The sequence below is a fragment of the Duncaniella sp. genome, assembly GCF_029054785.1.
In the GTDB taxonomy this organism is placed as follows: domain Bacteria; phylum Bacteroidota; class Bacteroidia; order Bacteroidales; family Muribaculaceae; genus Duncaniella.
In genome coordinates this window covers 1-5,401 of the sequence record NZ_JAIDEN010000072.1, presented here as the reverse complement: position 1 = coordinate 5,401, position 5,401 = coordinate 1, and the positions used below count along the sequence as shown (strand labels likewise).

The following is a 5,401-nucleotide window of genomic DNA, read 5'->3' as shown; positions in this document are numbered from 1 at the left end:
ACTGGTCTGGTTTCATTTTGCAAAGATAACACTATACTCCGACATCACCTCCGCCCACCGGAAAAATCCGCTGACCCCAAACTGCAAATGCCGAAAGGATGGAATGCATCAGGCCATAGATAAGGCCACGAATACCGGAAGGCAAGCCGCGTAGCGGCGGGGCGAATCCAGGCCACTGCAAGGGCCGCATGGCGGTCCGCAGCTGTGGTAAAAGCATCACCAAAAAAATTAAGCGCCGTAGGTGCGAAACAATGTCGCACCTACGGCGCTTTTATCATTATATCATATTGTGTTACCACAGCTGCGGACCGCCATGCGGCCCTTGCAGTGGCCTTAAATCCACCGACCGCTAACGCGGCCAGCCTGATATACCTGGCGACTTCGTGGCTTATTCCGACGCCACGATCGGTCAGCTCCGACAAAAACACATTATTCACAAATCCATTGTCCCCAACCTACCACCTGCCCCTATACGGCAGCAATGAAAAAACCGCGGGAGGCTAAAAAGAGGCTTTCAAATCGAACTGAGAGCCACAGAGTTCCATTTTCAGACCGCAAATTTTGAAGATTTTCTGAAAAATCCATTTGGAAAATCAAACGAAATAGCTTAATTTTGTGTTGTAAAATTGAAGAGTATAAAAAATCCCGCGCCGGAGCACGATTGGGAAACTCATCAATTATTCATGAAATACCGAGACAAGCTTGGCCGCCCAATGGCGGGCCTCAGCCCCTTCGGGGGAGGCGTAATTGCCCGGAGGATTACAAAGGTCGGCGAGCACTCAAATCCTGTCTTTCGGAGTTTCATCATCTTCCTCCGGCGTGGTTACTATAAAGAGGCTGCGAAAATTCGCAGCCTCTGTTCTTTTTCGCAGCCGTCATCACCGGACAGAATGATCACAGCCTCACACCGGGACACATTCGACTAACCGGCGCAAACACATATCAACGACCGATGGATCAGGAGGGAGCTGATGAAGATGCCGATTTTGCGCGCAGCCTGCGGCGGGTAAACATGATGTAGAAGACACTGAAAATACCACAGGCAATCAGCATGGCAGTCTGGAAACTCCAGCAGACTATCGAGTAAGCGGCGCCGTCATTGTCACTGATACCGAAGAGACTGAGGGCGAACATAACAGCAATGTTCCACGGACCGAGACCTCCGTTTGACGGCACACCCATGCTGCACGAACCGAACACAAAGACCACCAGCCCCGGCACAAGCCCCCAATAATACCCCTCACCTGTTATGAGCTGGCGAGTGAAGGGGAAGGCAAAGAAGCAGAGGTAGGTATCAAGGAAATAGCAGATCCATATTCCGAACGTGAGCACTATATACATGCCGGTTCCTTTCATGTGGAAGAGCACCATGAAACCGTCGTACAGACGGCGGATGCTCTGATTGATTCCCTTGACAAACGATGTGTTGCGGAAAAACCAATCACCCGCGACAAGCAGCACGACAACCACTCCGAGTCCTATCCACAGTGCGCCGTCAGTCACAATGCGGTCGATCGTCTCTCCGAGAGGATAACGGTCAAGAAAACGATCCATTGCCGGGCGCGCCACAAAAAGAGTAACGACAAGCAACAAGAGAATCATAATACCATCCGACGCACGGTCACCGAGATCTGTGCCGACAACCGTCGATAGCTTGCAGCGCTCGCGCTTGGAGATGTAGACACAACGCCAGGCCTCTCCAAGATATGGAAAGATCAGATTCAAAGCGTAGGCCCCGAAAATCGAGACACTTTCAGCCATGACCGGAATGCGCGGAATGCCTGCGGCCCGAAGCTGTATGCCCCAGCGGATGCCGCGGATGACGTGAGACAACACCGTCAGACACATCATTATCGCCAGATAACGATAATCGACACCCCGGCTGATAATCTCCTTGATCTGGTGGAGGTTGACCTTATCAAACAGCCACACGACCATCCCGGCTGAAACAGCGATCGGCACGAGAAATTTCAGAACGCGCACGAAGCCATCAAGAAATCTGCGGCCCTTGCCCTCCGAAGCAGGAGTAAGTTTCACATTATTGTTGTCATTTGCATTCACATAAGTAACTCTTAAAAATTAAGAGGTCGTTGTTTAACAACAATAGTTAAAATCTGAGCGAAAGTTTTGAGGTGAATATGGCTCCTTTCTCATTTACAACAATTTATCTAAAAGATACACCACTCAGATTTTAACTCTTGTTTTAAACGACCTCTAAGTGTAATCTGTCATATATCAAAACAAGCAAAACCGCCAGTTTGATCAGCAGATAAACAAAAAAACAGACAAGCCATCCGCAGAAAATACGGACGGCTTGTCGGCTCATTTATATCTACGCCTGCTGCATGGTCCGCAGCAGATGCGAAGGATCAATAGCGGCGGCGCTTCTGCTCGTAGACGAGAGTGAGCGAGGGCTGATCGCAGACTTCTGACGGGCCGAAGTACTGGATGGGGCCGGGATAGGTGTAGCATGTGTTCTGCTTCCAGTTGTCGCGCTCTTTGGCAAACTTCAGGAAGGGTGCGCCATCGAGTTCGACAAGAGCCTTGCGGATCACGGGCTTCATTTCACCGTGACGGCGTTCCATGTTCATCATCATTGTGATGGGGATACCGCCGGCAACCCAGTTGACGGGAGCGAAAGTGAGGTTGCGCAGGCTTGACATGTAGCCGGTCTTTCCTGCGGCGATCAGGCAGGCTGCGGTGTAGCCGAGTGCGTAGCAATAGTTGGCATCGAAGTTCGAGGGATCGGCGCAACGGCCTTCATAGCCGAAGAAGTGGTGCATGGTGGCATACTTGCCGCTGTATTTGCCTTCAGCTGCGAGCTGCTCAAGACGCTTGCCGACCATTTCCGAGAGAAGTTTCTCGGTCTCGATGAGCGACACCTGAACGTTGCCGTGGGGGTCGCGGTCGAGAGTGAGCTGACGGGCAACGCCTGCGGGAAGCGATTCGTAGGTTTTGGCATTGGCTGAGCTGAGCTGGCCGATGACCCATTCACGCTGCTTTTCAGGATCAACCGCAGCGAATTCCTCAGCCTTGACAGCGAGAAGGTCGTTGAGCTCGGCGATAAGAGCCTTGACTGCGGGGATGAATTCGATGAGACCTTCGGGAATGAGGACAACACCATAGTTGTTGCCGTCTTTGGCGCGGGCAACGACTGCATCAGCGATGTCGTCGACAACCTGAGCAAGAGTGAGATTCTTGGCCTCGACCTCCTCAGAGATGATGCAGACGTTGGGCTGGCACTGAAGAGCACATTCGAGGGCGATGTGAGAAGCCGAACGGCCCATGAGTTTGATGAAGTGCCAGTATTTCTTAGCAGAGTTGCAGTCGCGCTGGATGTTGCCGATCACTTCGGAATAAACCTTGGTTGCGGTGTCGAAGCCGAAAGAGGTCTCGATCACGTTGTTCTTGAGGTCACCGTCGATTGTCTTGGGCACACCGATCACCTGAACACCGGCACCGATAGCAGCGTAGTATTCGGCAAGGATAGCGGCGTTGGTGTTAGAGTCGTCACCGCCGATGATGACAAGCGCTTTGATGTCGAGCTCCTTGAGAATTTCAAGACCCTTGTCAAACTGCTCCTTTGTTTCGAGTTTGGTACGTCCGGAACCGATGATATCGAAACCGCCGGTGTTGCGGTATTCGTCAATGATATCAGCTGTCAGTTCCTTGTATTTATGATCGACAAGACCGCCGGGGCCCATGAGGAAGCCATAAAGGCGGCTCTTTTTATTGATGCTCTTGATACCGTCAAACAGACCGCTGATCACGTTGTGACCGCCGGGGGCCTGACCGCCGGAAAGGATCACACCTACATTGACAGGCGCTGCCGACTCCTCTGCCGGAACTTTTTCGAAACGGATTTCGGGAAGTCCATAAGTGTTGGGGAACAGATTTTTGATGTCCTCCTGATTGTCGGCAGACTGGGTAGCCTCTCCTTCAATCACTTTCACACCACCGGTAAGCACGATGGGGAGTTGGGGCTTGTAAGCCGCACGGGCTTGCTGCAAAGCGCTTTTTTTCATCTTCTATTTATTATAAAGGGTTATTTAGTTTTAGACATTGCACCTGAGGAAACAGAGGAGAGTAATCTTAATATCAGCACAGTAAAAGACAGATTGCTTTTATCTTTGGCAAAGGTCGCAAATATTTCGGAAAAAATCAAGTGATTTTTCACCTCGTTGACAGAGAGACTGACAAAGCGCACAGATATGGTTAAAATAAGCAAAATATTGTAAAACTGCACACCCTTCAATACTATGTGCAATCAATTGTATTACATTAGATTAAATACATAAAAGCACTGTTAATATTTAACATTTGCAATTACAAACAGCTATCAATAGCAAAAAACAAGTCAAGAATCTGCAATATTCAGCGCCGCGCATTAGTTAAGTGAGGTTAAAATTTGTATTCAAGCACAGCATATAGCCCTAAAATTTTAACATTTCAACTTATTGTGCTAATTTTTGTATCAATCGGAGCCAAAAAGTTTCATTTTGTCAATTAGCGGAAAGTCAAGATTTTGTCATTTTGACACAAAACCGATTTTTAGTAATTTTGCATTGTAGTTCAGAAACGGAGGCCCCAAGGGCCGATAATTGAAATTAAGAATCATCAACAGATCAATGAAACGATATATAGTAACTGCAATGGCAACACTCGTCCTCCCTCTCGTGTGTTCCATTCAGGCCAAAGCAGAGCAGAATCCCACTCCTTTCAAACTTCCGGCAGCTCACATTGAGTCATTTGCCGCAGCTTCAGGAGTAAGCGGAGATGCAATCAATGCCCTCCAGGCATTCTCTCCCTTCACAGCAGAAGACAACGAAAGCGAGATCGACACAGATCTCATCGGCCAGATGACCGACTATGCAGCCAAATTTCTCGGCACCCGCTACCGCCGCGGCGCCGCAGGCCCCTCGGCCTTCGACTGCTCAGGCTTTGTCGGATACGTCTTCAAGAAATTCGGCTTCAATCTCAGCCGCTCCTCACGCAGCCAGTATACTGAAGGCGAACGCGTCAGCCGAGAAGATCTCCGTCCCGGCGACCTCCTCTTCTTCACAGGCCGTTCGAGCAAGAGCAAAACCGTAGGCCACGTGGCAATGGTTGTCGACGTCAACGAAGACGGCTCGTGCACTTTCATCCACGCATCGACTTCACAGGGCGTCACCTACCAGCGTTTCCCTGACGGAGGCTACTACTCAAAACGTTTTATCGGCGCCAAGCGCATCATCGGCGTAAACAGCCCGACAGCATAAAACGAGGCGAAGAATTTCTCATACTTTACATATATTATAAAAACATATTCAATACATCAGACATAGCCAATCGAGTAGGAGGTAAACACTAATCATAGGGTGTTTATCTCCTACTTTCGCGTTTACCGACCTCTCACACCACC

General features: G+C 49.7%; 3 protein-coding genes. 1 reads left to right on the top strand and 2 read right to left on the bottom strand.

Features of this window, described 5'->3' with window-relative positions; translation table 11 throughout:
• Positions 1-957: 957 nt before the first annotated feature.
• Together K2H17_RS04745 and K2H17_RS04740 are read right to left on the bottom strand one after the other, a co-directional pair.
• Positions 958-2,037 (bottom strand): lysylphosphatidylglycerol synthase transmembrane domain-containing protein, encoded by a 1,080-nt coding sequence (locus tag K2H17_RS04745; protein WP_300132036.1) that lies wholly within the window; start codon positions 2,035-2,037, stop codon positions 958-960.
• Positions 2,038-2,369: 332 nt separating this feature from the next.
• Positions 2,370-4,025: a diphosphate--fructose-6-phosphate 1-phosphotransferase gene (locus tag K2H17_RS04740; RefSeq protein ID WP_300132034.1), complete on the bottom strand. Its 1,656-nt coding sequence runs from the start codon at positions 4,023-4,025 to the stop codon at positions 2,370-2,372.
• 603 nt (positions 4,026-4,628) lie between these two features.
• Here K2H17_RS04740 and K2H17_RS04735 point away from each other — a divergent pair.
• Entirely contained in the window at positions 4,629-5,258 is a 630-nt protein-coding gene (locus K2H17_RS04735) for a C40 family peptidase (RefSeq protein ID WP_300132032.1), read from the top strand.
• Positions 5,259-5,401: the final 143 nt, after the last annotated feature.

Coding starts and splice junctions, on each gene's coding strand:
- K2H17_RS04740 (WP_300132034.1), bottom strand. CDS start 4,025: ATGAAAAAAAGCGCTTTGCAGCAAGCCCGTGCGGCTTACAAGCCCCAA.
- K2H17_RS04735 (WP_300132032.1), top strand. CDS start 4,629: ATGAAACGATATATAGTAACTGCAATGGCAACACTCGTCCTCCCTCTC.